Source organism: Bradyrhizobium barranii subsp. apii (assembly GCF_011516635.5).
GTDB classification, from domain to species: domain Bacteria; phylum Pseudomonadota; class Alphaproteobacteria; order Rhizobiales; family Xanthobacteraceae; genus Bradyrhizobium; species Bradyrhizobium barranii.
This window is the reverse complement of the sequence record NZ_CP096255.1, coordinates 760,572-786,406: the sequence shown is the minus strand read 5'-3', so window position 1 is coordinate 786,406 and position 25,835 is coordinate 760,572. Positions and strand designations below refer to the sequence as shown.

General features: G+C 63.5%; 24 protein-coding genes and 1 tRNA gene. 7 read left to right on the top strand and 18 right to left on the bottom strand.

Annotated elements, in window-relative coordinates:
- The first annotated feature begins 287 nt into the window (after positions 1-287).
- A complete protein-coding gene (locus HAP41_RS03720) occupies positions 288-1,634 on the top strand; it encodes an IS5 family transposase (protein ID WP_166053956.1) in 1,347 nt (448 codons plus the stop codon).
- A gap of 7 nt (positions 1,635-1,641) precedes the next feature.
- Here HAP41_RS03720 and HAP41_RS03715 read toward each other — a convergent pair whose 3' ends face one another.
- The 10 genes from HAP41_RS03715 to proB all read right to left on the bottom strand — a co-directional run bounded on the left by HAP41_RS03715 (position 1,642) and on the right by proB (position 11,234).
- Complete coding sequence (locus HAP41_RS03715; RefSeq protein WP_166105216.1) at positions 1,642-2,142, bottom strand: RNA pyrophosphohydrolase; 501 nt, start codon at positions 2,140-2,142, stop codon at positions 1,642-1,644.
- Positions 2,143-2,205: 63 nt separating this feature from the next.
- Positions 2,206-2,709: an RNA pyrophosphohydrolase gene (locus tag HAP41_RS03710; RefSeq protein ID WP_166054038.1), complete on the bottom strand. Its 504-nt coding sequence runs from the start codon at positions 2,707-2,709 to the stop codon at positions 2,206-2,208.
- A 72-nt stretch (positions 2,710-2,781) separates the two neighbouring features.
- Positions 2,782-4,005, bottom strand: coding sequence for a divergent polysaccharide deacetylase family protein (locus tag HAP41_RS03705; protein ID WP_166054044.1), 1,224 nt, complete (start codon positions 4,003-4,005; stop codon positions 2,782-2,784).
- 145 nt (positions 4,006-4,150) lie between these two features.
- Positions 4,151-5,506, bottom strand: coding sequence for a S41 family peptidase (locus tag HAP41_RS03700; RefSeq protein ID WP_014490597.1), 1,356 nt, complete (start codon positions 5,504-5,506; stop codon positions 4,151-4,153).
- The gene (locus HAP41_RS03695) at positions 5,503-6,840 is read right to left on the bottom strand and encodes a murein hydrolase activator EnvC family protein (RefSeq protein ID WP_166054073.1); all 1,338 of its coding nucleotides are present in this window, start codon (positions 6,838-6,840) and stop codon (positions 5,503-5,505) included. The genes HAP41_RS03700 and HAP41_RS03695 overlap by 4 nt, the downstream gene beginning before the upstream one ends.
- Positions 6,841-6,872: 32 nt before the next feature.
- The gene (gene rlmH, locus HAP41_RS03690) at positions 6,873-7,355 is read right to left on the bottom strand and encodes a 23S rRNA (pseudouridine(1915)-N(3))-methyltransferase RlmH (RefSeq protein ID WP_014490595.1); all 483 of its coding nucleotides are present in this window, start codon (positions 7,353-7,355) and stop codon (positions 6,873-6,875) included.
- A 93-nt stretch (positions 7,356-7,448) separates the two neighbouring features.
- Positions 7,449-7,805: a ribosome silencing factor gene (rsfS, locus tag HAP41_RS03685; protein WP_014490594.1), complete on the bottom strand. Its 357-nt coding sequence runs from the start codon at positions 7,803-7,805 to the stop codon at positions 7,449-7,451.
- A 197-nt stretch (positions 7,806-8,002) separates the two neighbouring features.
- Positions 8,003-8,647: a nicotinate-nucleotide adenylyltransferase gene (locus HAP41_RS03680; protein ID WP_166054145.1), complete on the bottom strand. Its 645-nt coding sequence runs from the start codon at positions 8,645-8,647 to the stop codon at positions 8,003-8,005.
- A gap of 23 nt (positions 8,648-8,670) precedes the next feature.
- On the bottom strand, positions 8,671-9,966 hold the full coding sequence (locus tag HAP41_RS03675) for a glutamate-5-semialdehyde dehydrogenase (protein ID WP_166054188.1): 1,296 nt from the start codon (positions 9,964-9,966) through the stop codon (positions 8,671-8,673).
- Positions 9,967-10,112: 146 nt separating this feature from the next.
- Complete coding sequence (gene proB / locus HAP41_RS03670; protein WP_028149988.1) at positions 10,113-11,234, bottom strand: glutamate 5-kinase; 1,122 nt, start codon at positions 11,232-11,234, stop codon at positions 10,113-10,115.
- 195 nt (positions 11,235-11,429) lie between these two features.
- On the opposite strand from proB, the gene HAP41_RS03665 reads away from it, so the two are divergent.
- Positions 11,430-12,395: a Bug family tripartite tricarboxylate transporter substrate binding protein gene (locus HAP41_RS03665; protein ID WP_166054260.1), complete on the top strand. Its 966-nt coding sequence runs from the start codon at positions 11,430-11,432 to the stop codon at positions 12,393-12,395.
- Between the two features lie 133 nt (positions 12,396-12,528).
- Here HAP41_RS03665 and HAP41_RS03660 read toward each other — a convergent pair whose 3' ends face one another.
- The 3 genes from HAP41_RS03660 to HAP41_RS03650 all read right to left on the bottom strand — a co-directional run bounded on the left by HAP41_RS03660 (position 12,529) and on the right by HAP41_RS03650 (position 16,008).
- A complete protein-coding gene (locus tag HAP41_RS03660; protein WP_166054281.1) occupies positions 12,529-14,163 on the bottom strand; it encodes an alkaline phosphatase family protein in 1,635 nt (544 codons plus the stop codon).
- A 236-nt stretch (positions 14,164-14,399) separates the two neighbouring features.
- Positions 14,400-15,440, bottom strand: a complete 1,041-nt coding sequence (gene obgE / locus HAP41_RS03655) for a GTPase ObgE (protein WP_063980437.1) — start codon at positions 15,438-15,440, stop codon at positions 14,400-14,402.
- An 85-nt stretch (positions 15,441-15,525) separates the two neighbouring features.
- On the bottom strand, positions 15,526-16,008 hold the full coding sequence (locus tag HAP41_RS03650) for a MaoC family dehydratase (RefSeq protein ID WP_166054380.1): 483 nt from the start codon (positions 16,006-16,008) through the stop codon (positions 15,526-15,528).
- A 118-nt stretch (positions 16,009-16,126) separates the two neighbouring features.
- On the opposite strand from HAP41_RS03650, the gene HAP41_RS03645 reads away from it, so the two are divergent.
- Positions 16,127-17,041 carry a DMT family transporter gene (locus HAP41_RS03645; RefSeq protein WP_041960617.1) on the top strand — a complete coding sequence of 305 codons (915 nt, stop codon included), beginning with the start codon at positions 16,127-16,129 and terminating at the stop codon, positions 17,039-17,041.
- A gap of 40 nt (positions 17,042-17,081) precedes the next feature.
- On the opposite strand, the gene HAP41_RS03640 is transcribed toward HAP41_RS03645, so the two are convergent.
- The 3 genes from HAP41_RS03640 to rplU all read right to left on the bottom strand — a co-directional run bounded on the left by HAP41_RS03640 (position 17,082) and on the right by rplU (position 18,575).
- Complete coding sequence (locus tag HAP41_RS03640; protein WP_028149983.1) at positions 17,082-17,675, bottom strand: GNAT family N-acetyltransferase; 594 nt, start codon at positions 17,673-17,675, stop codon at positions 17,082-17,084.
- 143 nt (positions 17,676-17,818) lie between these two features.
- Positions 17,819-18,088 (bottom strand): 50S ribosomal protein L27, encoded by a 270-nt coding sequence (gene rpmA / locus HAP41_RS03635; RefSeq protein WP_011083253.1) that lies wholly within the window; start codon positions 18,086-18,088, stop codon positions 17,819-17,821.
- 97 nt (positions 18,089-18,185) lie between these two features.
- The gene (gene rplU / locus HAP41_RS03630) at positions 18,186-18,575 is read right to left on the bottom strand and encodes a 50S ribosomal protein L21 (RefSeq protein WP_028149982.1); all 390 of its coding nucleotides are present in this window, start codon (positions 18,573-18,575) and stop codon (positions 18,186-18,188) included.
- A gap of 332 nt (positions 18,576-18,907) precedes the next feature.
- On the opposite strand from rplU, the gene HAP41_RS03625 reads away from it, so the two are divergent.
- On the top strand, positions 18,908-20,041 hold the full coding sequence (locus HAP41_RS03625; RefSeq protein WP_166054655.1) for an ROK family protein: 1,134 nt from the start codon (positions 18,908-18,910) through the stop codon (positions 20,039-20,041).
- A gap of 169 nt (positions 20,042-20,210) precedes the next feature.
- Here HAP41_RS03625 and HAP41_RS03620 read toward each other — a convergent pair whose 3' ends face one another.
- Complete coding sequence (locus tag HAP41_RS03620) at positions 20,211-21,074, bottom strand: alpha/beta fold hydrolase (protein ID WP_166054679.1); 864 nt, start codon at positions 21,072-21,074, stop codon at positions 20,211-20,213.
- Between the two features lie 236 nt (positions 21,075-21,310).
- On the opposite strand from HAP41_RS03620, the gene HAP41_RS03615 reads away from it, so the two are divergent.
- Positions 21,311-21,400: transfer RNA gene (locus HAP41_RS03615), tRNA-Ser, on the top strand.
- A gap of 258 nt (positions 21,401-21,658) precedes the next feature.
- Positions 21,659-23,389, top strand: a complete 1,731-nt coding sequence (locus HAP41_RS03610; protein ID WP_166054742.1) for a site-specific integrase — start codon at positions 21,659-21,661, stop codon at positions 23,387-23,389.
- A 347-nt stretch (positions 23,390-23,736) separates the two neighbouring features.
- Here HAP41_RS03610 and HAP41_RS03605 read toward each other — a convergent pair whose 3' ends face one another.
- A complete protein-coding gene (locus HAP41_RS03605; RefSeq protein WP_166054761.1) occupies positions 23,737-24,717 on the bottom strand; it encodes a DUF4917 family protein in 981 nt (326 codons plus the stop codon).
- Positions 24,718-24,840: 123 nt separating this feature from the next.
- Here HAP41_RS03605 and HAP41_RS03600 point away from each other — a divergent pair, with 123 nt between their 5' ends.
- Complete coding sequence (locus HAP41_RS03600; RefSeq protein WP_166054843.1) at positions 24,841-25,800, top strand: hypothetical protein; 960 nt, start codon at positions 24,841-24,843, stop codon at positions 25,798-25,800.
- Positions 25,801-25,835: the final 35 nt, after the last annotated feature.

Genomic DNA, 25,835 nt, shown 5'->3' with positions numbered 1-25,835 from the left:
AAAGGCCTATCGCGATCTCAGGCGAAGCGCGTCTGATCTCAACTCTTCCAGGATGCGCACTCCTGTGTCTCTGCCTCACGCGCCGAGCCAGCAGATCGGGCATGGCGATCTCGAACAATCCCCATAGCTGCAAAACCGCGAATAGCCTCCCGCGCCTTCGTTCAATCCGGCTTCAATGAGGTCGCGTCATAAGCGCCTGCCGCGCCCTCGCGTGAGCGCGACCTCACAGAACCCTCCAGATTCCCTTTCGCAGCGGACCATGATTCTGTGTTGCATCGGAGGGGACGATGCGACCGAAGAAGCACAAGACGACGGGATCGAACGACCTGTTCCGGGCGCGGCTGGACCAGATCATCAATCTGAAGCACGAGCTGGTTCTGTTGGCCGGCAAGATCGATTGGGACTGGATCGACGGCGAGATCGCGCCGCTCTACAGCGAGAACGGCCGGCCGGGGATCGAGACCCGCTTCATGATCGGGCTGCTGTTGCTCAAGCAGATTTACGGGCTGTCCGATGAGGGGATTTGCGAGCGCTGGGTCCACGACCCGTATTTCCAGTACTTCACCGGCGAAGAGTTCTTCCAGCACGCCTTCCCGCACGAGCGATCGGACCTGAGCCATTGGCGCAAGCGGCTCGGCGACAAGCTGGAACTGCTGCTGGCCGAGAGCCTGCGGGTGGCGCACGAGGCCGGCGCGTTACGCGGCCAGGACCTCAAGCGGGTCACGGTCGATACCACGGTGCAGCCAAAGGCCATCACCTTTCCGACCGACGCCAAGCTGCTGCATGCGGCCATCAAGGGGCTCAACCGCCTGGCGAGAAGGCACGGCGTCAGGCTGCGGCAGTCCTATTCTCGGATCGCCAAGGCCGCCGCGATGATGGCGGGCCGCTACGCCCATGCCAAACAATTCAGGCGGCATCAGCGGCAGTTGCGTATCCTGCGCTCAAGGCTCGGCCGGATCATCCGCGATATCCGCCGCAAGATCGACGGCCAGCCAGCCCTGGAGGAGGCGTTCGCCCTTCCGCTTGGCCGGGCCAGCCAGATCCGCTCGCAGCAGCAGCGCCAACGCGGCTGGAAGCTTTATTCTTTCCATGCCCCGGAGGTGGAGTGCATCGGCAAGGGCAAGGCCTCCGCGCCGTACGAGTTCGGCGTCAAGGCTTCCATCGTCACCAACAACCGCCGAGCTCCCGGCGGTCTGTTCGTGCTACACGTCAGGGCGCTGCCCGATAATCCGTATGACGGTCACACCCTGCGCGACGTCATCGACCGCACCGAGGCACTCACCGGCTGTCCGATCGAGCGGGCCTATGTCGACAAGGGGTATCGCGGCCACGACGCTCAAAATCCACGTCGCGTCTTCATCTCCGGCCAGAAGCGCGGCGTCTTCGGGATCATCAAGCGCGAGTTGCGCCGCCGATCCGCCATCGAGCCCATCATCGGACACCTGAAGGCCGAAGGTCACCTCGGGCGCTGCTACCTCAAAGGCCGCGCAGGAGACGCCGCCAACGTCGTCCTCTCCGCCGTAGGCCACAACTTCCGCCGCATCCTCGCCTGGCTGAGAGATTTCTTGGACCTGTTCCTGATCCGGATATGGCGCACGTTCACATGTCCCATCCCGCTCAATTCGGATTCTTAACGGACGACTAGTTTGCGAAGGGCGCAAACTGCTGCGCGACCGCGCGGTAGACCTCGCGGCGGAATGGCACGACGAGTTCGGCGACGCGGTCGAGCCGCTCCCAACGCCAGGCGTCGAACTCCGCGGGCTGTTCGTTGCGCGGCGTCAGCGGATCGATCTCGTCGTCGCGACCGGTGAAGCGCAGCGCGAACCATTTCTGGCGCTGCCCGCGGAATTTCGCCAGCCGGTGCGTCTGCGGCCCGTCGTAGGGAGGGAACTCGTAAGTCAGCCAGTCTGTCTCGCCGAGATAGTCCGCACTCTTGACGCTGGTCTCTTCCCAAAGTTCGCGCAGCGCCGCATCGCGCAGGTTCTCGCCCTCATCGACACCACCTTGCGGCATCTGCCAGTCGAGGCCCGGCAGGATGATTTCGGGGCCGTCGCCCTTGAAGCGGTGGCCGATCAACACGCGGCCATCGGCATTGAAGAGGGCGATCCCCACATTGGGACGGTAGGGTTTTTGATTGGTCACGCGCGCGTCTTTCATCGTCATTCCGGCGATGCATTAGCACCGAACCCGGGATGACGATTTGATTTATTCATCCGCCAGCGCGGAAAATTCCTTCACCACGCGCTCATAGACCGGGCGCTTGAACGGGATGATCAGCCCGGTCAGGTTCTTCATCGGCTCCCAGCGCCAGCTCACGAACTCGGCCTTGTGGCCGCCGCCGGGTTTCTCGACATTGATCTCGCTGTCCTTGCCGGTGAACCGGACCGCGAACCATTTCTGGCGCTGGCCGCGATAGCGGCCCTTCCAGGCGCGCCCCGCAACCGTGCGCGGGATGTCGTAGACGAGCCAGTCCGGAACCTCGCCGAGCCGCTCGACCGAGCGCACGCTGGTCTCCTCATAGAGCTCGCGCTTGGCGGCATCCCAGGTGTCCTCACCGGGATCGACGCCGCCCTGCGGCATCTGCCAGACATGGGCGTCGTCGACATGCTCGATGCCGCCGGCGCGTCGGCCGATGAACACCAGACCCCTCTTGTTGATCAGCATCACACCGACGCAGGTACGGTAGGGCAGATCCTCGTAACGTGCCATTCCGCCAGACCTCTCGCGTGCTTTTGGTGGGTATGCCGGTCCCGAGGGTCCGTACCGTACCAATCCGTTGATTTAGCTAGATTTTGATTTCAGCATCGCGGTTGTCAACGGCACCAAAAGGATACCACGGTCGCTCAATGTCTTGGTCCAGCTGCTGATGCGCTCGATCGAGACCGGCAGGGCGGAGGCGGTGCCGATTGCGACGCCGCGCTCGCGCGCCATTGATTCGAGCTTGTTCAGGGCGCGGTCGATCTCCGCCGGGGTCGGCACCACGTCGATCGCGATATCGCCCTTGCCGAACGGCATCGCCAGGCTGCCCGCGGCCTGGGGCGCGATGCTGCGCGGCGAGGAGCCGTCGTCGAAGAAGCCGAGGCCGCGCTTGGCCGCCTCGCGGATGATCGGCTGCATCGCGGCGTCGGTCGCCACGAAGCGGGCGCCCATGAAATTGGTGAGGCCGGCATAGCCCTGCATCCGACTCAGGTGCCAGTACAGGCGGTCGATGTTCTGATCGGTGGTGAGCGAGGTCAGCAGCGTCTGCGGGCCCGGGTCGTTGTCCGGGAAGTCGTAGGGCTCCATCGGGATCTGGAGGAAGATCTCGTGCCGCTGGGCGCGGGCGCGCTCGGCGAGCTTGCCGGGGTCGGCGCCATAGGGTGTGAAGGCCAGCGTCACCGCCGGCGGCAGCCGCATGATCGCGTCGGTGGTCTTGGCCGCACCGACGCCGAGGCCGCCGATCAGGATCGCGACCACAGGCATCTTTGCCGCCTTGGCGCGGTCGGCATCCGCCGCGTAGACGTTGAACGGCTTCGCGCCCTCGGCCGTCACGGGGATCATGCCGTAGCGCGATTTTTCCAGCAGTTTCGGGTCGATCCCGGCCATGACGGGCGGAGGGGCGGAGGCGGCCGCCGCGTCGCCCTTGTCGGCGGCATCGCCGCCACCGATCACCACGTCGTGGCGCGTGCCGGTGGAACCGTCGATCATGGTGACGGTCTTCTGCTCGCCCGCCTGCTTCGGCGCTTCCTTGGCCTCGTGCTTGTTCTCTGGCTTGCTCTCCTGGCCAGGGCTCGCGGCGGCCGGCTTCTCGTCGGTGGCCCTGGGCTCGCGGATCGCAATCCGCGTCATCGGCTCGCCGCCGAGCGGATCCTTGTTGAAGATGGCGAAGCCGGCGAAGGCGACCAGGAACAGGCCGAGCATGACCGCGAGGGCCTGCATGGCTGTGAACGGCAGCCGCAGCCGCCGTTTCCGGCGCGGCTTGTCCTGTCCGAGCGGGGCGCTCAGATCATCGGCCGTTTCAGTCATGCGAGATCCCGAATCACTCCCGCCGACGATACCACGCCGAGGTCAAGCGGCGTCAGGCCGGGATAGGCCGGGGGTAGCAGGAGCCCCAAGCAAAAAGGGCGGCTCCCGGAGCCGCCCTTTTCGAGAGATGAGGTGACGCGCCGACTTAGTTCGCCGCTTTGGGCTTGTCGGTCGTGGCCTTGTTGTCGCCCGGCGTCGGCGCCGCGGAGGCGCTGTTCTTGATGCCGTGGAGCAGGTCGTCCGCGAGCTTGAGCGCCTTGTCGTCCTTGGCGTCCGGCGGGACGTAGGACTGCGAGCCGGTCTTCTCGTCGCCGTCGTTCTTGAGATGGCCGCGCAGCGAAGCCTCGCCCTTGGTGTCGGTGCGCGACTTCAGCTCGTCCGGCACGTCCTGGAGCACTTCGATGTCGGGCACGATGCCCTTGGCCTGGATCGACTTGCCCGACGGCGTGTAGTAGCGCGCCGTGGTCAGACGCAGCGCGCCGTTGCCCGAGCCGAGCGGAATGATGGTCTGCACCGAGCCCTTGCCGAACGAGCGCGTGCCGACGATGGTCGCGCGCTTGTGGTCCTGTAGCGCGCCGGCGACGATTTCCGACGCCGAGGCGGAACCGCCATTGACCAGCACGATAACAGGCTTGCCCTTGGTGAGGTCGCCCGCATGCGCGGTGCGGCGCTGGGTCTCCTCGGCATTGCGGCCACGGGTCGAGACGATCTCGCCCTTCTCCAGGAACGAGTCGGAGACTGTCACGGCTTCCTCGAGCAGGCCGCCCGGGTTGTTGCGGAGGTCGATGATGTAGCCCTTGAGCTTGTCGCCGATCTGATTCGAGAGGTTGGCGACCTCGCGCTTCAGGCCTTCGGTGGTCTGCTCGTTGAAGGTGGTGATGCGGATATAGGCGATGTCGTCGGCCTCGATGCGCGCGCGCACCGAGCGGACGCGAATGTTGTCGCGCACCAGGGTGACGTCGATCGGATTGTCCTGGCCCTTGCGGATGATCTTGAGCTTGATCTTGGTGTTGACCGGACCGCGCATCTTCTCGACCGCCTGGTTCAGGGTCAGGCCCTGCACGGCTTCGTCGTCGAGATTGGTGATGATGTCGTTGGCCATGACGCCGGCGCGCGAAGCGGGGGTGTCGTCGATCGGCGAGACCACCTTGATCAGGCCGTCCTCCATCGTGACTTCGATGCCGAGACCGCCGAACTCACCGCGGGTCTGCACCTGCATGTCGCGGAAGCTCTTGGCGTCCATGTAGCTCGAATGCGGATCGAGGCCGGTGAGCATGCCGCTGATGGCGGATTCGATCAGCTTCGTGTCATCGGGCTTCTCGACATAGTCCGAGCGCACGCGCTCGAACACATCGCCGAACAGATTGAGCTGGCGATAGGTGTCTGCAGTTGCGGCTCGCGCGCTGGAGCCCATGAAGACCGCGCGCGGCTGGGTCACGAACAGCGTCAGCGCAGCACCGGTGGCCGCGCTGAGGAGGATAACTGAAGTCTTGCGCATCATCCGCGAACCTTCTCGCCTTCATTTGCGGCCCACCATGGGCCTGGATCGATTGGAGTGCCGTCCTTACGGAACTCGACATACAGCACAGGTTGACTCGCGTTCGTGGCGAGAATGGAGGCGACTTGAGAGGTCGATCCCATGGTCGCGACCGGTTCCCCCGTGAGCACAAACTGACCGATGTTAACCGAAATGCGCTCCATCCCGGCGATCAGGACATGATACCCGCCCCCGGCGTTGAGGATCAAGAGTTGTCCATAGCTGCGGAACGGGCCGGAATAGACAACCCAGCCATCACACGGCGTCGTGACCTGGGAGCCGGGCCTGGTTGCCAGCGAAATGCCCTTCTGGACACCGCCGACCCCATCGGAACCGCCAAAATCCCTGATCTTGTTACCGTTAACCGGGAGAGGCAGGAGCCCCTTGGCCGCGGCGAAGGCGATCGCCGGGGTGGTCCGGGACCGGTCCTTGAAAGTGCCCGGACCGGGCTTGGCGCTGGCGGCCGCCTTGGCCTCGGCCTGCTTGGCGGCCTCGGCCGCCTTCTCGGCGGCCTTGGCGGCGCTCTGCAGATCCTGCTCCATCTTGGTGATCAGCCCCTGGAGATCGCCGACCTGCCTGGAGAGCGCGATGGCGCGCGAGTTCTCGGCGTCGAGGTCTTTTTCACGCGACGCCTGCTGACGCTGCCGCTCGTCGACCAGGGCGGTGAGCCGGGTCTGGTCGTTGCGGACCTTGTCGCGGTCGGTGGCAAGCTGGTCGCGTTCGGCGGCGATGTTCTTGCGCAAGGCCACGAGCTCGCCGAGGTCGCCGGCGAGCTTCTCGGCGCGGCCGCGCAATTCCGGCACCACGGCGCCGAGCAGCATGGCGGTGCGCAGTGATTGCAGCGCATCTTCTGGCCGCACCAACAGCGCCGGCGGCGTGCGCCGGCCGGCGCGCTGCAGGGCCGCCAGCACCTCGACGATGTCGGCGCGGCGCGACTCCAGCGAGGTGCGCATCTGCTGCTCGCGGCCGCTGAGCGAGCGCAGCCGCGCTTCGGCTTCGTCGATCTTGGTCTCGACGGCCCGCACATTGGCTGCGGTGTCGATCAGCTGCTGATTGAGCTGGGTGCGGTCCTGGCCGAGCGAGGTGATTTCGGCCTTGAGCTTGGCCTGCGCTTCCTCGGCGCTCTTCTGCCTCGCGCGGGCGGCCTCGAGCTCCTGCTCGCGCTGCTTGATCGCATCGGGCGAGACGGCCGCCGTCTGTGGCGCGGGCGCAATTGTCTGACCTTGCGTCTGAGCTTGCGCGAGGCTTGCGCCCGTAACGCCGGCGATCAGCAGCAGGTTGAGGATCGGCGCTCGCATCGCTTTACGCAAAGGTGCTCGTTGTGCGCGCATCACGCGCGGTGATAGGGGTGGCCGGCCAGAATGGTGGCGGCCCGATAAAGCTGTTCCAGAAGCATGACGCGGACCATTTGGTGCGGCCAGGTCGCAGAGCCGAACGCGATCGCGAGCTTGGCCTTACGGCGCAATTCGGGCGATAGTCCGTCCGCCCCTCCGATCACGAAGATAGTATGTCCGGCACCCTCGTCGCGCCAGCGCCCGAGGTGCCGTGCGAATACGGTGGAGTCGAGATTCTGGCCGCGCTCGTCCAGCGCCACCAGGATCGATTTTTCCGGGATGTGCGCGCCGATCGCCGCGGCCTCTTCGGCCATCCGTGTCGCGGTGTCGCGCGCGCGGCTTTCGGGGATTTCGTGGATGGTGAGCTCGCGGAATCCGAGCTTGCGGCCGGCTTCGTCGAACCGCTCGAAATAGCGGTCGGCAAGCTCCCGTTCGGGGCCCTGCTTCAGCCGGCCCACCGCAATGACAGCAACGCGCATGATATCTTCAGGTCGTGTTTCAAGACCGCGCGCAATATGCGCGCGCACGACGCTAGCATGCGCGTCAGCCGATTCGAAATCGGCTCGATGAGCCTAGATCGCCTTCGCCGCCCCTGGGCCCTGGGTGTACAATCTCTCGAGATTGTAGAACTCGCGGACCTCGGGTCTGAACACGTGCACGATCACATCGCCGGAATCGATCAGCACCCAGTCGCAATTGGGCAAGCCCTCGACGTGGATGTTCCTGATGCCGTTTTCCTTGAGGCCCTTGGCGACGTTGTCCGCGATCGCGCCGACGTGCCGGTTCACCCGGCCGGTGGTGACGATCATGTAGTCGGAGTACGCCGATTTGCCGCGAAGGTCGATGGTGACCGTCTCTTCCGCCTTCATGTCGTCGAGGCGGGAGAGGATCAGGCTCAGCGTCTTGTCGGCGTCGGGTTGCGCCTTCAAGGCCGCAGCTTTGGTCGATGTTTTACGCGCCGGTTTCGCTACCTTGGGTAAAACAGACTTGGACAATACAGATGTGGTCAGGGACCATTCCTTTCACTGTATCGCGAACGCCGAATCCGACGCTCACTGGTTACACTACATCATGTGGGGTTAAGGGTTTCAATATGCCAGAGAGTCTGAAATCCCCACAACGTCCCTCACTTCGGACCTTTCCAGCTCCCGTCCGGGTTCCGCAAGCCGGTCGAGGACAGGTTCAGTTTCAACCCCGTCAGAAAGACCCAGGCCGGCGCCGGCCGATCCGGCAGCAATGCCGCGTCCGTCTCGGGCACGCGGTAGCGTGCAAGGGCCTGGGCAGCGGGCGAGGCGAGGGCGCGAAAACTCTGCGGCGGGCGATCGATGACCGCAATCGGCACCTGGTCGGCGATGCGCCGCCAGTGTTGCCAACGATGGAATTGAGCGAGATTGTCAGCGCCCATGATCCAGACAAAGCGCAGGCCCGAGAGACGGCGGCGCAAGGTGTTGATCGTGTCGATAGTATAGCGGGTACGAATGACGGATTCGAGACAGGTCACCTCTATCCTGGGATCGTCGGCGACGTCACGCGCGGCCTGCATGCGCGCGCCGAGCTCATGCAGCGTGCCGTTCTCCTTGAGCGGATTGCCCGGCGTCACGAGCCACCACACGCGGTCGAGTCGGAGGCGTTTCAGCGCGAACTGGCTGATGGCACGATGGGCCTCGTGCGGCGGATTGAACGAGCCGCCGAGCAGGCCGATGCGCATGCCTTCGGTGTAGGGCGGAATGGCCTGCGCGAAGAAACGTGGCGCGACGAAATTGTTATTCAATGCCCCACGCCTCGCGACATGACTTACGGCCGCGTCTGACCTGTGCCGTGGACGCGATATTTGAAGCTCGTGAGCTGCTCGGCGCCAACAGGACCACGGGCGTGGAATCGGCCGGTGGCGATGCCGATCTCGGCGCCGAAACCGAACTCGCCGCCATCGGCGAACTGCGTCGAGGCATTGTGCAGCACGATCGCGGAATCGACCTCGCTCAGGAATTTCCTCGCGGCAGCCTCGTCCGCGCTCACGATCGCGTCGGTGTGGTGCGAGCCGTGGTTCTGGATATGCGCGATCGCGCCGTCGACACCGTCCACCACCTTCGCTGCGATGATCGCGTCGAGATATTCGGTGTCCCAATCGTCTTCGCTGGCAGGCTTGACGCGCGCATCGGTCTTCTGCACGGCGTCGTCGCCGCGCACTTCGCAGCCGGCCTCGATCAGCATCTCGACCAGCGGCTTCAGGTTTTTGGCGGCAGCGGCGCGATCGACCAGCAGCGTCTCGGCCGCGCCGCAGACGCCGGTGCGGCGCATCTTGGCGTTGAGCACGATCGACTTCGCCATGGCGAGGTCGGCGCTGGCATCGATATAGACGTGGTTGACGCCTTCGAGATGCGCGAACACGGGCACGCGGGCTTCCTGCTCGACGCGCGCGACGAGGCTCTTGCCTCCGCGCGGAACGATCACGTCGATGGCGCCGTTCAACCCTGACAGCATCATGCCGACCGCCGCGCGGTCGCGCGTCGGCACCAGCGTGATCGCCGCTTCGGGGAGCCCGGCGTCACGCAGGCCCTGGACGAGACATTCATGGATCGCGCGGCACGAACGAAAACTGTCGGAGCCGCCGCGCAGGATCACGGCATTGCCGGATTTCAGGCACAGCACGCCGGCATCCGCCGCAACGTTCGGCCGGCTCTCGAAGATCACGCCGACGACGCCGAGCGGAACGCGCACGCGCTCGATGGTCATGCCGTTCGGCCGCTGCCAGCTCTCGGTGACGATGCCGATCGGATCGGCGATGCCGCGCACGATACCGATGCCCTCGGCCATCGACTCGACGCGCGCAGGTGTCAGTGTCAGGCGGTCGATGAAGGAGGCGATCATGGTGCCCGAGGCGCGGGCCTCCGCGACGTCCTCGGCATTGGCGGCAAGGATCGCGGCAGAGTTCGCGCGGATCGCCCGCTCCATGGCCTCGAGCGCCCGGTTCTTCTGCTCCGGCGGCGCCAGCGCCAGCACGCGCGCGGCAGCGCGGGCACGGGCGGCGAGATCGGACATCAGCGCCTGGAGATCGGCATTGCCGTCGACGGCTTTGAGGGGGGCGGCCATTGGAGCTTCAACCTTCTGCTAAGGCGGTGTCCTAGCATGGAAATCCCGCGTCTGCGAAGGGTCGGGAGGGTATGGCTGGTCTCTCCGGCGAGGCGCCGGCTGGGTCATTGGCCCAGCAAATTCGGTGAAAAGGGCCGTCGCGGCCCTTACCCGCCCACCACCAGATCGTCGCGGTGGATCATCTCGGACCTCCCGCTGATGCCGAGGATCGCCATCACGTCCGGGGACGAGCGGCCCTTGATCCGCTCGGCGACCTCGGCATCGTAGGCGATCAGGCCGCGGCCGACCTCGCTGGTATCAGGACCGCGCACGATCACCGCATCGCCGCGGGCGAACTGGCCTTCCACCTTGATCACGCCGGCCGGCAGCAGGCTGGCGCCGGCACGCAGCGCCGTCACCGCGCCGGCATCGATGGTCAGCGTGCCTTTCGGCTCCAGCGTGCCCGCGATCCACCGTTTGCGCGAGGTGATGGGGTTGGCCGGCGTCAGGAACCAGGTGCAGCGGCCGCCGTCGGCGATCGCCTGCAGGGGATGCTCGATCTTGCCCGAGGCGATCAGCATATGCGTGCCGCCGGTCGTGGCGATCTTCGCGGCCTCGACCTTGGTGCGCATGCCGCCGCGCGACAGCTCGGACTCGGCGTCGCCTGCCACGGCCTCGATCTCGGAGGAGATGCTGTCGACCACGGGAATGAGTTTTGCGTTCGGATTGTTCTTCGGCGGGGCGTCGTAGAGCCCGTCGATATCGGACAGCAGCACCAGCAAATCGGCGCTCGCCATGGTGGCGACGCGCGCGGCGAGGCGGTCATTGTCGCCGTAGCGGATCTCGTTGGTGGCGACCGTGTCGTTCTCGTTGATGACGGGGATCGCGCGCCATTCCAGCAGCTTGCCGATGGTGGAGCGCGCGTTGAGATAGCGGCGGCGCTCCTCGGTGTCCTGGAGCGTGACCAGGATCTGCCCCGCGCCGATGCCGTGGGCGCCGAGCACCTCCGACCAGATCCGCGCCAGCGCGATCTGGCCGACGGCGGCGGCCGCCTGGCTCTCCTCCAGCTTCAGCGGGCCACGCGGCAATTTCAGCCGGCTGCGGCCGAGCGCGATCGACCCGGAGGAGACGACGAGCACGTCGCGGCCCTCGCGATGCAGCTTGGCCATGTCGTCGGCGAGCGCGGCGAGCCAGGAGGCGCGCACCTCGCCCTTGTCGGAATCGACCAGCAGGGCGGAGCCGACCTTGACGACGATGCGGCGGAATTGACTGAGTTCGGGGCTGGCCATGTGTGTATGCGTTGGCGCGTGTGACGGATTGCTCTGCATCGGAAACGGCGGAGCGACAGGCGGCGCCGGTTAAGGCCTGCTTTTGCAGCAGGACGATGGCCGGCGCAAGGCGGCTAAAATGGTAAACGGCGCTTGTCCGGGACACGCGCCTGGCTCTAATTGTCGCCAACCATAATGGGCTCAAAGAGGAAACCGATGGATCGCCGCAACTTCATCGCCGGATGTCTCGGGTTGCCGCTGTTGGCGCAGGCGGGCGGATCGCAAGCGCAGGCCGGGCTGACAAAGATGATCTTCCCGTTCGCGGCGGGAGCGGGCGGCGACACGCTGTGCCGGCTGATCGCGCAGGAGATGGCGCCGGCGCTGCAACGGACCATCGTCGTCGAGAACCGTACCGGCGGCGACGGCCTGATCGGTATCAAGGCGGTGAAGGGCGCGAGTGCCGACGGCAGCATGGTGCTGGTGACGACCGGGCCGACCATGTACCTGCTGCCGATGGTGGAGACGACGCCGAGCTTCGACACGGCCAAGGATTTTATGCCGGTGTCGCTGCTGGCGCGGTTCGAATTCGCGCTCGTGATCAGCCCGGCGATTGACGCTGCCGATTTCAAGTCATTCGTGGCGTGGCTGAAGGCGCATCCGGACAAGACGTCGTTCGGCGTGCCGAGCAAGGGCACCATTCCGCATTTCATGGGCTCCAAGCTCGAGAAGGATCTCGGCATTCCCTTGACCCGCGTGCCCTATCGCGGGAGCGCGCCTATCCTCAACGATCTCATCGGCGGCCATCTGTCGTTCGGCATCGTGACATTGGCCGATGCGCTGCCGCAGCACCGCGCCAAGGGCGTGAAGATCATCGCGGTCGCGAGCGCGGAACGTTCGCCGTTCGCACCTGAGGTTCCGACGCTGAAGGAGAGCGGCATCGATCTCGTCGCAGATGCCTGGTACGGCATGTGGCTTCCCGCCGGCAGCCCGCCGGACTTCGCCAGCAAGCTCGGCGCCGCCGCGAGTGCGGCGCTCGCCAGGCCCGAGGTGAAGGAGAAGCTCACCGCGATCGGGCTGATCCCGGTCGGCAGCAATGCGGATGGGCTGACCAAGGAGCTCGCCGCCAACACGGCGTTCTGGCAGCCGATCGTAAAGGCGACGGGGTACAAGATCGAGAATTGAATGCCGCGCGCTACTCTATCCCCTCATCCTGAGGAGCCGCGGAGCGGCGTCTCGAAGGATGAAAGGCCCGGCTGTAGCAGCGGGGGCCTGCATGGTTCGAGACGGCGCTTCGCGCCTCCTCACCATGAGGGTTTTAGAGCTTCGCGCGTTGCGCGATCCCGTCCTTGATCGACGCAAGCTCCGCCTCATCCCAGACGCCGATCAAAATGCCGCCCTTCACCTGGAGCTGGTTGTCGGCATAGTTCGCGATCTTCTCGCGCGGCGTGGTGATGTGGTCGTTGGGATGCAGGGCCCAGTCGAACAGCTCGGCCTGTAGCCTCGCGATGATCGCGGCGCATTCCGGATCGTCGCCGCGATCGACGTATTCCTCCGGATCGGTTTCGAGATCATACAGCATCGGGCGGAAGCCGGAGGCGTGGATGTATTTCCAGCGGCCGTCGAACACCATGAACAGGCGGCAGCGTTCGATCGGCTGGTTCAGCTTCAGCCGCACATCCTGCATGGCGTAGTCGTATTCGGAGAACGCGACCTTGCGCCAGTCGGACGGCCTCTCACCGCGCAGCAGCGGCAGCAGCGAGCGTCCTTCCAGGATGTGGCCTGGCACCTTGCCGCCGAAATAATCGACGAAGGTCGGCGCGAGATCGATGCCTTCCACCAGCGCGTCGCTGCGCGTGCCACGCGTGGCGTCGGCTTCCTTCGACGGATCGATGATGATCAACGGAATCTTCGCTGACTGTTCGTGGAATAGATCCTTCTCGCCCATCCAGTGATCGCCGAGATAGTCGCCATGATCGGAGGTGAACACGATCATGGTGGTGTCCAGCAGGTCGCGCGCCTCCAAAAACTTCATCAGCACGCCCATCTGGTCGTCAATCTGCGTGATCAGGCCCATATAGGTCGGGATCACCTTCTCGCGGGCCTCATCGCGCGCCATGTTGCGGGAGTAGCGCATGTCCATGTAGGCGCCGAACACCGGATGCGGATCCTGGCGTTCGCGCTCGGAGCGGATCGCCGGGATCATGTCGTCCGCCGAATACATGCTCGCATAGGGCTCTGGCGCGATATAGGGCCAGTGCGGCTTGATGTAGGACAGATGCAGGCACCACGGCCTGCCGTCGGTCTCGGCCTCGCTGATGAAGTCCATCGCGCGCCGCGTCATGTAGGGCGTCTCAGAGTGTTCGTCCGGCACGCGCGCGGCCTTGTCGGCATGCACCAGGAGCCAGCCGTTCTGCAGGGAGCCGTCGTCCGCTGCGCCTGAATTCGCCCAATGCTCCCAGGGATTGGTCGCTTCAAAACCTTGCTGGCGCAGGTACTCATCGTATTTCGGGCGCGGCCGTCCCGTCGGATGCAGGCCGTCGTCTCGCTCATAAGGCTCGAACCCGCATTCGGCGACGTGCACGCCGATCATCGATTCCGGCGGGATGCCGAGCGCCTTCATGCCCTCGAGATCGGGCGCCATGTGGGTCTTGCCGACCAGCACGTTGCGCACGCCGATTGTTTTGAGGTGGTCGCCGAGCGTGGGCTCGCCGACGCGCAGCGGCCAGCCGTTCCAGTGCGAGCCGTGCGAGCGCATGTAGCGCCCGGTGTAGAACGACATCCGCGACGGGCCGCAGATCGGCGACTGCACATAGGCCTTGCTGAAGAGCACGCCACGCTTGGCCATGGCGTCGATGTTGGGCGTTTTCAGCGTGGGATGGCCGGTGCAGCCGAGATAGTCGTAGCGAAGCTGGTCGCACATGATCCAGAGAACGTTCTTCGCGCGCGCCATGCTTCGCCCCTGCCGTTTCTTGATCTTTTAATGCTGCGCTATCGCGCCAGCGAAGACAAGCCGCGATGCGCGTGCCCGCGGCCGCGCACTCCGCTGTCGTCCCTGCGAAAGCAGGGACCCATAACCCCAAGACGTAGTTTTGCGAAGGCTCGTTGTTCGGTACTACAACCGTCCGCAATCGAAAGATCACGCGGTATGGGTCCCTGCTTTCGCGGGGACGACGGCGGGGAGAGAGTTCAAGCCGACCACGGCTCCGCTTCGGCCGCGCTCTTCGCCTTGGCCGATACCGGGGCCTCGCCGATCACCTCGACGAGCGCGCGCAACGCTTCCTTCACGCCGTCGCCGGTGATGCCGGAGAGCAGCAGAGGCGTCTTCTTGGCGGCGCGCTTCAGCCGGTCTTTCTGCTTCTTCAACTCGTCCGGCCCGACCGCGTCGATCTTGTTCAGCGCGACGATCTCGATCTTGTCGGTGAGCAGCCCGCCATAGGCATTGAGTTCGTTGCGAACCGTCTTATACGCCTTGCCTGCGTGCTCGCAGGTCGCATCGACCAGATGCAGCAGCACGCGGCAGCGCTCGACATGGCCGAGGAAGCGGTCGCCGAGGCCGGCGCCTTCATGCGCGCCTTCGATCAGACCGGGAATGTCCGCCAGCACGAATTCGCGGCCGTCGGAATTCACGACGCCGAGCTGCGGATGCAGCGTGGTGAAGGGATAATCGGCGATCTTCGGCTTCGCCGCGCTGACCTTGGAGAGGAAGGTCGATTTGCCGGCATTGGGCAGGCCGACCAGTCCGGCATCCGCGATCAGTTTCAGCCGCAGCCAGATCCAGCGCTCCTCACCGGGCTGGCCGGGATTGGCGTTGCGCGGCGCGCGATTGGTCGAGGACTTGAAATGCGCGTTGCCGAAGCCGCCATTGCCGCCCTCGGCCAGCACGAACTTCTCGCCGACATCAGTGAAGTCGTGGATCAGGGTCTCGCGATCCTCGTCGAAGATCTGCGTGCCCACGGGGACCTTCAGCACGATCGCCTTGCCGTTGGCGCCATGACGGTCCGAGCCCGAGCCGTTCTCGCCCTTCTGGGCCTTGAAATGCTGCTGGTAGCGGTAGTCGATCAGCGTGTTGAGGCCGTCGGCGACCTCGATGACCACATTGCCGCCGCGGCCGCCATTGCCGCCGGAAGGACCGCCGAATTCGATGAACTTCTCGCGGCGGAACGCCACGCAGCCGTTCCCGCCGTCACCGGAGCGGATATAGACCTTTGCTTCGTCGAGGAATTTCATGGGCCATAGGTAGGGCAGGCGGTCCCGCGCGGCAACCCGGACTTATCCCTGAATCGGCCGAATTTCCGCGAATTTGGCCCCGTGCTTAACCCGCAGGCCGTCTCCGGATCAGGAATTTCTGCATCCCCTCCAGCACCAGCTCCTTGCGCTGGTTGAATACGGTGCTTTTGAGCGTCACCGCGCCGGTCGTGCGACCCGGCACCAGCTCCGTGACCTCGAGCGCGGGATAAATGGTGTCGTCGGCGAACACCGGTTTGAGGAACTTGCTCGATTGCTCGAGGAAGCCGACCAGGGAGTCCTCGACCATGAACGGAAACAGACCCGCGCCGGGCGCCGTGTGGATCAAGGTCTGGAAGCCGTGGGCGAGCAGATGCGGCATGCCGCGGCTGCGGCAATATTCCACGTCGTAATGCACGGGATGGGTGTCGCCACTCGCGGTCTGGAAGGCGGCGAACACCGCCGAGGTCTGGGTGCGGCTCGGCAGCACGAAGCGCTCGCCGACCACGAAATCCTCAAACCAGCGTTGCGCGGGGATCATGCGATGCCGGGTCGGGTCGAAGTCGGTCATGTCCGTGCTCTTTCGTTGGGGAGGCGTCTATCGCTATCGCGCCGCGAAGAGTGCGACAATCCGTTCAATCAGCAGATGCGGGCTTGTCCGGCGCGCCCACGTGATTAAAACGGCGCCAATGCCCTTCTTCAAGAATCTCTCCGCCTATGACGACCGCTCCGCACGCCTGGCCGGCATTGCGCTGATGGTGCTGTCGATCTTCATGTTCTCGTTCGGCGACGCCATGGGCAAGTTCCTCGTCGGGACCTATTCGGTGGGGCAGCTCTTGTTCCTGCGCGCCTGCGCGGCGCTACTGCTGCTCTCGCCGCTGGTCTGGCGGCAGCGTCATCAGTTCCTGCATCTGGAGCGGCCGCGCCTGCAGCTGTTTCGCGTCGTGCTGTCGACGCTGGAAGTGGCCGCCTTCTTCCTCGCGACGGTCTATCTGCCGCTCGCCGACGTCATCACCTATTATCTCGCCGGCCCCATCTTCGTCACCGCGATGTCGGCGATCTTTCTGGGCGAGAAGGTCGGCTGGCGGCGCTGGACGGCGATCCTGATCGGCTTCTGCGGCGTGCTGATCGCGTTGCGGCCGTCGGCGCAGACGGTCAGTCTGCCGGCGCTGATCGCGCTCGGCGGCAGCCTGTCGTTTGCGACCCTGATGCTGATCACGCGCAGCCTGCGCAAGACGCCGGACATCGTGATGGCGTCGTCGCAATTCATCGGCACGTTCTCGCTTGGTGCCGTGCTGTCGGCATTCCACTGGGTGCCGCCGACACCGGGCAGCCTCGCGATCTTCGCGCTGGCGGGTTGCGTCTCGGTGACGGCGCTGTTCTGCGTCAACCGCTCGCTCAAGCTGGCACCGGCCAGCGTCGTGGTGCCCTACCAATATTCGATGATCGTCTGGGCCGTGATCTTCGGCTTCGTCGTGTTCGGCGACGTGCCGTCGATTGCCACCATCATCGGCGCCGCCATCATCATCGGCGCCGGGTTCTACATCTACTTGCGCGAACGCGATCTCGGCCGCCCGAGCAACGAGGTGAATCCGCCAGCGTAGCTCTTACCTTCCCCTGAAGGGGAGGGTAAGCAACTGCGCCCTACCTCATCCGTCTCGCGCTGCTCCAGTTCTTCAGCGACGACCACACGCCGCGTGACAGGCGGAAGCAATCGACCGGCGTGGACGAGCCCAGCGCGAGGAAGCGATGCAGCTGGACGCCGCTCCACTGGAAGCCGCACTTCTCCAGCACGTTGCGCGAGGCCGGATTGGTGACGCGCGCACCCGCATAGAGATGATCGTCCTCGAACTCCTCGAAGAAGAAGTCGATCGCGCCGCGCGCCGCCTCGGTGGCAAAGCCCTGGCCCCAATGCTCGACGCCGAGCCAGTAGCCGAGCTCGGCATTGTCGGGCGTGGAGCGGTCGATGCCGACCATGCCGACGGGCCCGGTGTCGTGCTCGATCAGGAACACGGTCTCGCTGCCGAGCGCGGCGGTGGCGCGGACGAATTCGACGGCGTCGTCCTGCGAATAGGGGTGTGGAAGGCGACGGGTGTTTTCCGCGACACGGCGGTCGTTGGCGAGGTGGGCGATGGTCCTGACGTCGGCGAGAGTCGGGCGCCGCAACGTCAGCCGCTCGGTGGCGACGACGCTCGGTCTCGCCTCCCGCAAGGTCACGCTCGAGAAATCCTGCAACATGTCCGGCTCCGTCAAAGTCACTAAGTGAAAAGTGAGCAAGTCAAACGAAAGGGGAGGCCGGTTTCCCTGCCTCCCCTGGAGCCGTCTCGTGGACTCCGCCGGTTCGGTCAAGGACCCGGCGGACTCCAAATTTGGTCCACCGTTTATTCAGCCGCCTCGGCGATCGGGAGTACCGATACGAATGTGCGGCCGTTGGCTTTGGCTTGGAACGTGACGCGACCCTCGATCTTGGCGAACAGAGTGTGGTCCGTGCCCATGCCGACATTAAGGCCGGGATGCCAGGTGGTGCCGCGCTGACGCGCAATGATGTTGCCGGGAATCACGACTTCGCCGCCGAACGCCTTGATGCCGAGGCGCTTGCCCTTCGAATCGCGACCGTTGCGCGATGATCCGCCTGCTTTTTTGTGAGCCATGGCTCGTCTCCAAAATCCTGCGTATTTCTAGATCAATTCCTTGACGGAATCATTTCACAATTTCTCACGCATCAATTCGTGATTGCGCGTGATCAAATTATGCGGCGGCTTCTTCCTTCGCCTCTTCCTTGGCGACCTTCTCCCGCTTCGGACGCGGGCCCTTGGTGGGCTTGGCGCCGTCCGTCAGGATCTCGGAGATACGGAGGACCGTGATCTCGTCGCGATAGCCGCGCTTGCGGCGCGAATTCTTGCGGCGGCGCTTCTTGAACGCGATGACCTTCGGCCCGCGCTTGTGGTCGAGCACCTCGACCGCAACGGACGCGCCTGCGACCGTCGGGACGCCCAGGACCGGCGTGTCACCGCCGAGCACCAGCACTTCATTCAGCTGTATGATCGAGCCGACTTCGCCTTCGATCTTGCCTACTTCGAGAACATCATCCGGCACGACGCGGTATTGCTTGCCGCCGGTTTTGATGACTGCGAACATCGTTTTTTCTCCGTGTTCAAATCCCGGCCTCGCGACGAGAATCGTCCGGGCCGGCTTTTTGTCAGTCGCTATGGGTTTATGCGCGTTTTGTGCGGGCGGGAGTTATCCCTTTTGAAAACCCACGCAAAAACAAACAGCGCGAGAAGCGCCCCGCGCCGGTTGCCGGACTTATAGCCGCCGGACGCCGCAAGTCAAGGAAAACCACCGGAAACGGCCCGGATTTGAAGGATTTGGGCCGTCGGCCGGCCCGGAATCGAATCTCGGCCGGCGCTGCAACCAACGGGTTCCCGCGCCGTTGTCCCGGCCGGAACAGCTAACCGGGCAGGGCTTTCATGGCAACGGACGAACTGGTCAAGACGACGACGGGCATCGCCGCCCACGGCGCGGCGCGGCTGCCGTCAGTGGACATCGACAGCTTCAACATCGAGATGAAGGACGAGGACGGCTTCCTCGGCGACCGCGCCAGCAAGGGCGCGTTCCGCGAAATCCTCGAGCGCTGGCGCAAGCCGCTGCGCAAGTCCGGCGAGGACCCGTTCGGCAAGGAGCCATCGGATGAGATCAGCAAGAAGACGCTGGACGCCATCCTGATCGGCGATGACACCGAGGCCTGGGCCGTGGTGCACAGCGCCATCGAGGACTTTGCCCAGGAGCTCGCTTACGTCACCCGTCGCTTCCTCAAGAGCAAGGCCTGGGCCAAGACCGAGCGCATCGTCGTCGGCGGCGGCTTCCGCGATTCACGGCTCGGCGAGCTTGCGATCGCGCGCACCGGGATCATCCTCAAGGCCGAGGATTTCAAGATCGACATGGTGCCGATCCGCGCCCATCCCGATGAAGCCGGATTGATCGGCACGCTGCATCTGGCGCCGTCCTGGATTTTCGAGGCCCATGACAGCATCCTCGCCGTCGACATCGGCGGCACCAACATCCGCTGCGGCCTGGTGGAGACCGGCTGGAAGAAGGCCAAGGACCTCTCGAAGGCCAAGGTCGTGAAATCCGAGCTGTGGCGTCATGCCGATGACGAGCCGACCCGCGAGGGTGCGGTGAAGCGGCTCATCAAGATGCTGAAGGGGCTGATCACCGAGGCCGAGAAAGACGGCTACAAGCTCGCGCCGTTCATCGGCATCGCCTGTCCCGGCGTGATCAACGCGGATGGCTCGATCGAGAAGGGCGCGCAGAACCTGCCGGGCAATTGGGAGAGCAGCAAGTTCAACCTGCCGGCGAGCCTGATCGAGGGCATCCCCGTGATCGGCGACCACGACACCGCGATCCTGATGCACAATGACGGCGTGGTTCAGGGCCTCTCCGAGGTGCCGTTCATGCAGGACGTCGATCGCTGGGGCGTGCTCACCATCGGCACCGGGCTCGGCAATGCCCGCTTCACCAACCGCCGCAAGGAGAACGGCAACGGAAAAGACCGGGATTCTACTGAGAACGGCAAGAAAAAGAGTAAGGCGGACAAGGAGTAACCTTGACTGGTTAGGTTAAGGACCGGATTGCGTTGCAGCGCACAGGACACTCGCTACGGTCGAATCGTCGCCTCACCCTGGCCGGCGAAGCCGCCCTTCCCAGCCAGTATTTCAATGAGCGGCACGGGACCGCCAGTGTTTACCGCGTCTGGCGGTCCCACCCCTGTCTTCAGCTCCAGCCAATGCGCTGAAAGAACGCCGCGATCTCCGCGGCCGCGCGATCCGGATCTTCCCGATGCGGGAAGTGGCCGACGCCCGGAAACATCGCGAGATCGAGCTCGCCAAACGTCTCGCCGAGACGATCGGTCCAGGCATAGGGAAACAGCGGATCGTGCTCGGCCCAGCGCACGCACGTCGGCACGTTGATCGGTGCCAGCTGCGGGGCTTCGCCCTTCATCATCGCGACCCGCCCGGCATGCGAGGCGCGATAATGCGCGAAGCCACCGGCGAGATTGCCGTCCCTGAAGAAATTGTCGGCGAAGGCGTCGAGAACATCGTCGAAGGCGTTCTTCCGGTGCGCCCAACCTTTGAGGAAGTGACTGATATAGAGCCGGCAGCTCTCGCGGCTCGCCCCGACCAGCGCCGGCGCCATCTCCATTTGATGGAAAGACTGATACCAGATGTGGTTGAGCCTATCAGGCGCCGCCATGCGCGGCCCGATCCCGGGATAGACGAAATCGAAGAAGAACAGCCCGGCGAGCCGCTCCGGCGCCTGCCGGGCCAAAGGCTGCATCACGGCGCCGCCGACATCATGGCCGACCACGGCGAATCGCTCGATGCCGAGCCCCTCCATCAGCGCCAGCATGTCCGCGGCATGGCCGTCCGGCCCATAAGGCCCGTCCGGCTTGTCGCTGTCGCCGAAGCCGCGCAGATCGGGCGCGATCAGCATGAAACGGTCCGAAAGCCTGGATATCACCGGCTCCCAGGTCAGCCAGAATTCCGGCCAACCATGCAGCAAAAGCAGCGGTTTGCCCCGCCCAGCGCGGACCAGGTGGTAATCGGCGCCATTGGCCTTGATCGTGAGATGCTCCACGGCAGTTCCTCCCGGCGATCAGAGCGTTTTCGAGCGAAGCGGACACCGGTTCGCCTCAAGAAAACGCGTCAAAACAGGAATCTGGAGCCCCGTTCCGATTCATCGGACCGGAGACGGCTCCACGGCAGGGCTGAAAGAGGCAGCGGATTTTCCCCTTTCGCGCCTTGTCTGGCCCGCCATCCTCGCCTATTAACGCCCCCAACCACAGGGGCCCTGCTCCTTACTTGGCGCCTTCAGGAGAGGTGGCAGAGTGGTTGAATGCACCGCACTCGAAATGCGGCATAGGTGCAAGCCTATCGGGGGTTCGAATCCCTCCCTCTCCGCCAGTTAATTCGCCCCATCCGCCACTTTCTGGGTCTGCGAAAACCCCGAAAAACAACGCTTCCGGCCTGCCCGAGTGTGCAAGTGTCGAAGCGTGTATCCCCCAATGTAGTCCGCGAAGTAGTCCAACAAGGAAGAGCATTCGAGCGGCCGGCGCGCCGGCCGAGAGGGCCAGGGCGGGCACCAACCTATCTGGTGCGCCGGCTTTCCACGTATTTCTTCCAGATTCGGCCCCCCTCAAACCTTGCAGCCGGGCTGCCGTCATGCGCTCCTATTCGGGTGCGACTTGGGGTGCTTCCGCATCGCGAGGCGCAGCGGCGGGCGTCTTGGCTGGGCGCGCTGGCGCAAACCGGCTTCAGCCAATGGAGAGGTGGGGTGAATACTCAAATACTCACACCGGGGAAGAGCTTCTGAGCAGCGACGTCGGGTTTCCGAAGGGTGATAGCCCTGAGGAATTCTTCGCGAACATGCTCACATTCCTCGAAACCGCAGCGGCCAAGATCGCCAATCCCCCTCCGTGGCCGGATTTTTCACCCGACGCCCTGCGGGATATCGCGTCGATCCAGGAGGCCGTGCTGATCGAAAAGGAGGTCAGCAAAGGCGGAGCGGGAAACCCGATGGTCGTGGCCCGCGCCGACCTGCTGCGCCAGGACGTTTGGAATCGTTGGAGGGCTGGCGCAGGACTCGCGTCTGCCGGTGAGCCGCTGTCAGACGTGCTCGGCAAGCTCACCGAAGTCGCCGACCGGCAACTTGCAATTCTTGAACAAACCTCGGCGACGTCGGCCAGCCGGTCTGCAAGGTCGCGCGACTTCAGGCCGATGAAGTCGGAGCAATCGCGAACAGACGTTACGCCTAACATCGAAACATCGACCGCGCCAAAATTCAGCGAGCTGGAAGACGAATATTTTGAGCTTCGAAAGGCCGGAGGAGCGTCTGACAGTGCCATCAGCACGGGTCGGATGCGTGCGGCAACCTTCAAAGCTCTTGTCGGAGATCGGCCGATCGATTGCTATTTGCCGATTGACCTGCAGAACTTCGTCAACGAGCTTCAGTATGTCCCAGTCGAGCTTTCGCGTGAGGGCGAAAACACCGAAGAGCTGCGGCAGATGGGCATCCATGCGGCGATCGAAAAGAATAAGGTCGAAAGCTGCTACGAGCCCCTCGCCCTGAAAACCATCCAAGATGGATACGTTCAAACGGTGCGAGCTATCATCAACGGCGCCGTTGGCTTGCACCGACTTCGCAATCCGTTCGAGGGCTATCGAGTGCGGTGGCCGGACAACGCCAAGCCCTCCGTCAAACGCGAGGCACTCGACTACGAAAAAGTTGACAAGGTCTTCAGACTGGGCGTCGACAGCGGCTATCTCGATGACGCGATGCTTGGGCCCCTGTGCCTTCTCTCGTCTCGGCGCATCGGAATCCTTCCGTTCATCCGGGGCAGCGATATTGACCGCAAGCATGGTGTCGACATCGTGCGCGTCAATGGCATCGTTTATGACAAAGAAAAAGGAATGTACAAGCGGGTTGGGTTTAAGACGGAAGCGAGTTTGCGCTTCTTCGTGCTGCATGACTTTTTCTGCCGCATCGGTTTCGTCGAGTGGGCAGCCGCACAGGGCGATAATTTCATCTTCCGCTTGCTTGCAACCACGACTGATCCGGGTGACGTGGCTTCGAAACGCGTAAATCGTCTCCTCAAGAAGTCCGGCGCTATCGGTATGAATATCGAAGTGGCCCACTCCTTGAGGCACGGAGCCAAAGACATGTTCATCGAGGAGGATCTCGATGACGAGGCCACCAGGTTGCAGATGGGTCACGAGTCCAACGATGTCCACGGTAACTATGGCGCCCAATCCGCGCTGCGTCGCAAGCAGTGCCAGGAGCTGGCCAATTTCGAACTGCCGAAAGAAATCGATTGGTCGATGTTCGAGGGCTTGGATTTTGACGCCATGGCGCGTCAACCGCGCAAGATCGGACGGCCGAAGCGGAGAGGTTGATGAGGTCAGGAGTCGGATCTGGACCCCGTAACCAATTTTCTATCGTTGCCGATCGCGGCGTCCCCGCTTGCAACCGGCGTTCGCGGACTGACACGGAAGCTACAAAGCTTCATTGGCTAATTTCTCATTGCCAAACAGCGGCGTTTCGCTCAACGGCCATTGAGGTTAAGCCGCTCGAAAGCGCGCGATGTGTTTCGGCGCGGGGTCTCGACCGTGACCGGCGTTAGGGTCCCATTAGCCCATTGAGCGGAGTCAATGGCTTGAAGGAGTCCCGATGGCGCCGATGGGAGCCATTATTCGACAGCACTCCCATTGAAATCCTCGATTCTGCGCAGCACGCGGCTCCGTTAGGTATGAATCCAGGCGCCGGGGCTTTCGGCGTCAAAGAACGTGATTTTCTTCACGCCTGCGCTCTCAAGCGCTTTTGATGCTCTTTCTATGAACGACTGATCGGCCTTATGAACGCTCACTGCTACGCTCTTCGCGTTCTTCGTGGCGCGCTGGATTAGATGCTCATCTTGCGACCAGAACCCTAGTCCGTAAAAGGCGACGGCATCGCCGAGCGACCCGAGCACCTCGATATGGACGCGCGATAAGTAGTTCGATCGGCGGATCGCGGTCAGCTTTTGTTCGGTTGTCCCCTCGCTTACAAACAACGGCGTCACAGCCCCTTGCTCCCACTGCTCGGTAATCGTCTGGAGCAGATTCTCGCCGCCGGCTGCGATTTTTATCTCGCTACCCTCGGCCTGGGTCCCGAGACACAAATTGCCATGCGGATAGAAGAAGAGCGTTGCACCATCGGCCTTGTAGGGCTCCTTGAGCGTTTGCCAGTCTTCACGAAAGGTCGCTCTGTCGAATGCGTCCTTGAACCACGAGCCGAGCCCATTCTCGTTGCTCCACATCGCAGCCCAATAGAGCGTCAAATCGTAATTCACCGACGCGACCGTATGGAACCCTTTTAAGAAGGTCCCCATTGCAGAGAAATGCTGCTTGACCTGGTCGTAGGCCGGATGGATTGCGTGAACTGTTGAAATGAGCGACTTGCGCACCTCGACATAGGCTGACTGAACGCGCTCATTGTCGATGTTTAAGGCCTGATTCACAAGGGTGGCTTGCCAGAGCCGCCTGAGCACTAGCTCGAAATCCTGGGACTTGAAGGAGGAAAAGACCCCTTGCGTATCCTCAGCGAGGAATTTGGCGTCTTGGGCGGCCTGGTAGAGGGAGGGGTATTTAAAGCTGTCGCTCAACGCGATGCTGGCCCCATTGCCGATGACCAGCCCTTGAGAGAAATGCTCCTTGATCGTGGCCCATTTCACAATGTTTGTCATACTTTGATCCGCGCCAAAACTCCGTCATAGTGCGTCAGCGACTCCTGAATCGCAACTTGGCGTCGATCGAGCTCGGCCAGGCCACGGACGCAGTGTTTTTGAAGTTTGCGGCGCGCGGGGAGCATGTCGCAAAAGTCGGCGCGCCTGACCGTTGCAGACACACTGGATCACTCACAAGGGGCAAGGATGAGCGAAAGCATTAAGCCAGAAGACGAAAAAGAAAACACAAGCGCACAACTGTCGATCGCAGCGAACTTGGTGCTGAGTAGCGAACACCGCGAGGCGCTGCAAAAAATGCAGTCGGAATGGGTTAGGGTGGTTAAACAGTTTAGCGAAGGCTACAGAGCCTTTGCTGAGGCGCTAATGCCTAGGGCGTTCGAACTGCGGGAGCAGATTAACGCCTTCTCGCGCCACATCGCGCCGTTTCTCGCACAGTTGAAAGAGGTGGCGGAAAAGGCTCCTCCCGCTTACAGGAACGCGCTTTTACTCCTCGGAGAGAACGGCTGGTACATGGACTTGGAGATGAGCCTTGCCGCCCCCTTGGATCTTGGCAGGGCGCTCAAGAATGGAGACATTGAGCATGCAGAGAATGCGCTTGTAACGTACTTCGAGGCCCGGGTGGATCAGATCGAGCGATTCTTGGTAGAAGCCCATCCGAGGCGTGCGAAGGTGCTTACCTCCGCATTCGCAGCACACAAGGCGGGTCAGTTTGACCTCTCGATCCCGGTGCTCCTCGCCCAGACTGACGGAATTTGCAGAGATGAAGCAGGCCAATATCTGTTCATGGGGCCAAGGGGCAGGGAGAGGGACAAGCGGTATAAAGGCAAGCCTGGTATAGCGGTCTATGCCGATGAAATGGCCAGCGACACATTCCTGAGTGTGGTGTTGAGCCCACTCGGTGAAAAGCTTCCCATCAATGCCTCCGAGTCAGAACGCGCAGATGGTTGGACCGCACTAAACCGACACATGGTTTTGCACGGTGAATCAGTCGACTACGGCACGAAAATCAACAGCCTGAAAGCGATTTCACTTATCAACTACGTGGCTTCTAGCCTGAAACTCATCGAGCGCGGTGCGACTTGAGTTTCAGTTTGCCAGCCTTAGCGACGGCGCTGTCC